The sequence below is a fragment of the bacterium genome, assembly GCA_027622355.1.
Lineage (GTDB): Bacteria > UBA8248 > UBA8248 > UBA8248 > UBA8248 > JAQBZT01.
In genome coordinates this window covers 1-3,445 of the sequence record JAQBZT010000296.1, presented here as the reverse complement: position 1 = coordinate 3,445, position 3,445 = coordinate 1, and the positions used below count along the sequence as shown (strand labels likewise).

General features: G+C 68.1%; 3 protein-coding genes. 1 reads left to right on the top strand and 2 read right to left on the bottom strand.

Translation table 11 applies throughout. The features are described 5' to 3' along the window. Together O2807_13720 and mazG are read right to left on the bottom strand one after the other, a co-directional pair. On the bottom strand, nucleotides 1-766 hold a 766-nt coding region (locus O2807_13720), incomplete at its 3' end, for a helix-hairpin-helix domain-containing protein (GenBank protein ID MDA1001560.1). Nucleotides 767-848: 82 nt separating this feature from the next. Then, nucleotides 849-1,670 carry a nucleoside triphosphate pyrophosphohydrolase gene (mazG, locus tag O2807_13715; protein MDA1001559.1) on the bottom strand — a complete coding sequence of 274 codons (822 nt, stop codon included), beginning with the start codon at nucleotides 1,668-1,670 and terminating at the stop codon, nucleotides 849-851. Nucleotides 1,671-1,863: 193 nt separating this feature from the next. On the opposite strand from mazG, the gene mutL reads away from it, so the two are divergent. After that, nucleotides 1,864-3,445: DNA mismatch repair endonuclease MutL (gene mutL / locus O2807_13710; GenBank protein MDA1001558.1), on the top strand; the 1,582-nt coding region annotated here is incomplete at its 3' end.

Here is a 3,445-nt window from a genome sequence, read left to right as displayed (position 1 = left end):
AGGGGAGATAGACGTCACCGGACGATTCGGCCTGCTGGGAGAGGAGGTAGTGGAGGCCCGCCTCGATCCGCTGGGGGGCGTCCTCGGGGAGCCCGATCTGCCGCGCGATCCGATCGGCGGTGCGAAAGCCCACCCCGTAGATGTCCGTCGCCAGCCGGTAGGGGTCTTCCCGGAGGATGGAGAGGGAGGCGGCTCCGTAGGCGCGGAAGATTTTCTCCGAAAGATGAAGGGGGATGTCGTACTGCTGGAGGTAGAGCATGACTTCCTTCACCTCGCTCAGGCTCTTCCAGCTCTCGATGATGTCTTCGAGCGTTTTTTCTCCGAGGCCCGGCACATCGAGAAGGCGGCGCGGGTTGGTGTCGAGGACATCGAGGCTCTCTTCCCCGTAGCGGGCGACGATGCGCGCGGCGAGCGCCGGGCCGATGCGCTTGATCGCCCCCGAGGCGAGAAATTTCTCGATGCCCTCGGCGGTGGTGGGGGCGAGCGGCTGGAAGGAGCGGACCTGGAACTGCCGGCCGAAGCGGGGGTGATCCTTCCACTCCCCTTCGAGGTGAACGCGCTCGCCCTCGCGGAGGGAGGAGAGGGGGCCCACGGCGGTGATGACGGGGAGTTCGCCGTCCGGCTGGAGGAGGAGGACGGTGTAGCCGGTGTCCTCCGCCCGGAAGCGGATGCGCTCGATCACGCCCACGATGGGGCCCGCATCGCCGGGAAAGAGGCCGCTCTGGGCCGGGGCCGGCCGATGGTTTTTTCTCGGGTGCCGCGTCATGGACATGTACCTGGCGGAAAGGACGAAAGCACTTCCGCTACGCTACCACAGAAAAAGCGTGAGGAAATATGCGCGGCGGGCGCTAGCCGTCACCGGGAGGGGCGGCTTTTTCTTTTTCCTTGGCGGTCTCCCAGAGGCGATCCATCTCCTCGAGGGAGACGGTCTCGGGGGTCAGCCCCCGGTCCCGGAGGGCTTTCTCGATGGCGTGGAAGCGCGCGATGAAGCGGGAGATCGTACCCCGGGCGGCGTCCTCGGCGTTCACCCCCAGCTTGCGGGAGAGGTTGACCGCCGCGAAAACAAGATCACCCATTTCCTCCTCGATCGCCGCCCCATCGCCCCCCGCCATCGCCCGGCGAAGCTCGGCCCACTCCTCCTCCACCTTGCGGGCGGCCCCCTCGGCGTCGGGCCAGTCGAAGCCCACGCGGGCGGCTTTTCCCTGAAGGCGCTGGGCGCGCTGCAGGGCGGGCATCGGGGCGGGAACGCCGTCGAGGATCGAGGGCGGCCCTTCGCTTTCGTTCTTGTCCTCCCGCTCCTTTCGCTTGGCGATCTCCCAGTTGCGCAGGACTTCCTCTGAAGTGTCCGCTTGGGAGTCTCCGAAGACGTGCGGGTGGCGGGCGATCATCTTGTCGGCGAGACCCTGGGCGACGTCGGAGGCGCTGAACAGGCCTTTCTCCTCGGTCAGCCGGCAGTGGAAGATGACTTGCAGGAGCAGGTCGCCCAGCTCTTCGCGGAGCCGCTCGGCGTTGCCCGACTCGATGGCCTCGATGACCTCGTAGGCCTCCTCGATGAGGTAGGGCTTGAGGGAGTGGTGGTCCTGGTCCTTGTCCCAGGGACACCCCTCGGGCGCGCGCAGCTTGGCCATGACGTCCAGGGCGCGCTGGAAGCTCTCGGGTCCTGCGGGCACGTCGCTCTCCTTTTTTGGGGCAGGCGGGGCACACTCTACACTGGATCCGGGCGGGGGCGCCATCATACGGGAAAATCACCATATGGGAGGCAGGATCGCCAGGGAGTACTAAATATTGTGGTTTCCGCCTTGACAGCCGCCCCGCTATCTCCGATTATCGAGGCCCCTTCCAAAGGAGGATTTTCCGTTGACCGTGGCCAGCCGGATTCGTGTTCTCCCCGAGGCGCTCGCGAACAAAATCGCCGCCGGCGAGGTGGTCCAGCGGCCGGCCGCGGCGCTCAAGGAGATCATCGAGAACGGCCTCGACGCCGGGGCGCGGAACATCTGGATCGATCTCGAATCGGGCGGGGTGCGGCGGATCAAGGTCCGCGACGACGGGGAGGGGATGAGCCGCGACGACGCCCTGCTGGCGTTCGAGCGCCATGCCACCAGCAAGATTGCCTCCGATGAGGATCTCGCCCGCGTCGAAACCTTCGGCTTCCGCGGCGAGGCCCTGCCGAGCATCGCCGCCGTGAGCAAGCTGACCCTGACGACGCGCCAGCCGGGGGAGACCTTCGGCACCCGGGTGGTGATCGAGGGGGGACGCGTCCAGCGCGTCAGCGAGATGGGCGCCCCGGAGGGGACCGAGATTGACGTGCGCACGCTCTTCTACAACGTTCCCGCGCGGCGGAAATTTCTCAAGACCCGCGAGACCGAACTCGCCCGCTGCGTCGAGGTGGTGAGCCGCGCCGCCATGTCGTACCCCGGGGTTGCCTTCCGCCTGCGGCACGGCGCAAGGGCGATACTCGATCTGCCGCCGGCGGGGGAGCGCCTGGAGCGCGCGGCGGGGCTCTTCGGCCAGGACGCGATGGCGCATCTTCTTTCCGTCCCCGAATACGGGCGGGAGGGCATCCGCCTTTCCGGCTGGATGGGGGCGCCCTCGTTCACCCGCGCATCGCGGACGGGGCAGTATCTTTTCGTGAACGATCGCCCGGTCCGCGATCGTCTCCTCGTGCACGCCATCTACGAGGCCTACCGGAGCTTTCTCCCCCGGGGGCGGCATCCGGTGTTCGCGCTGTTCGTGGATCTGCCGCCCGAGCAGGTGGATGTGAACGTCCACCCGGCGAAGGAGGAGGTGCGGTTCCGGGATTCTTCCGTCGTCTACAAGGCGGTCCGTGCGACGGTGGAGGGCGGCCTGGGCGCCTCCCCCCCGGCGATCCGGCGGCTGACATACCACCGGCAGACGGAGGCGGGAGCCCCGCCGGCATCCCGCGCCGGAGACAAGGGAGCGGGCCCCGATCTCCTGGGCGGGGGCGGGTACATCCCGGCGGCGCCGCAGCAAGGGAGCGGCCCGTCTGTCCGAGGCGATGGGGGGTATGCCGCCGCGTCTGAATTTGCATACGGCGCGCAGGTCAACGAGGCCGCCGCGGAGATGGCGCAATCGCTCCTCGACGCCTCGGTGCTCGAGCGCATGCTGCAGCCCCCCGACCCGGCGCACCCGGTGGTGCTCTCTCAGTGCCGCTACCTGGGACAGTGGGAGGAGTGCTTCCTGCTCTTCGCCTCACCCCAGGGGCTGGTCTTCGTGGATCAGCATGCCGCCCACGAGCGGATTCTCTACAACCGTTTCCGGGACGGCTTCCGCGAGGGGAAGGTGGAGCGCCAGGCCTGCCTGGTGCCGCCGGTGATCTCCCTTCGGCCGGAGGAAGCGTTGCGCCTCGAGGCGCACCGCGAGACGCTCGATCGCTCAGGATTCGATATCGAGGCCACGGGGCCGGGCGAGTTTGCCGTCCGCGAGG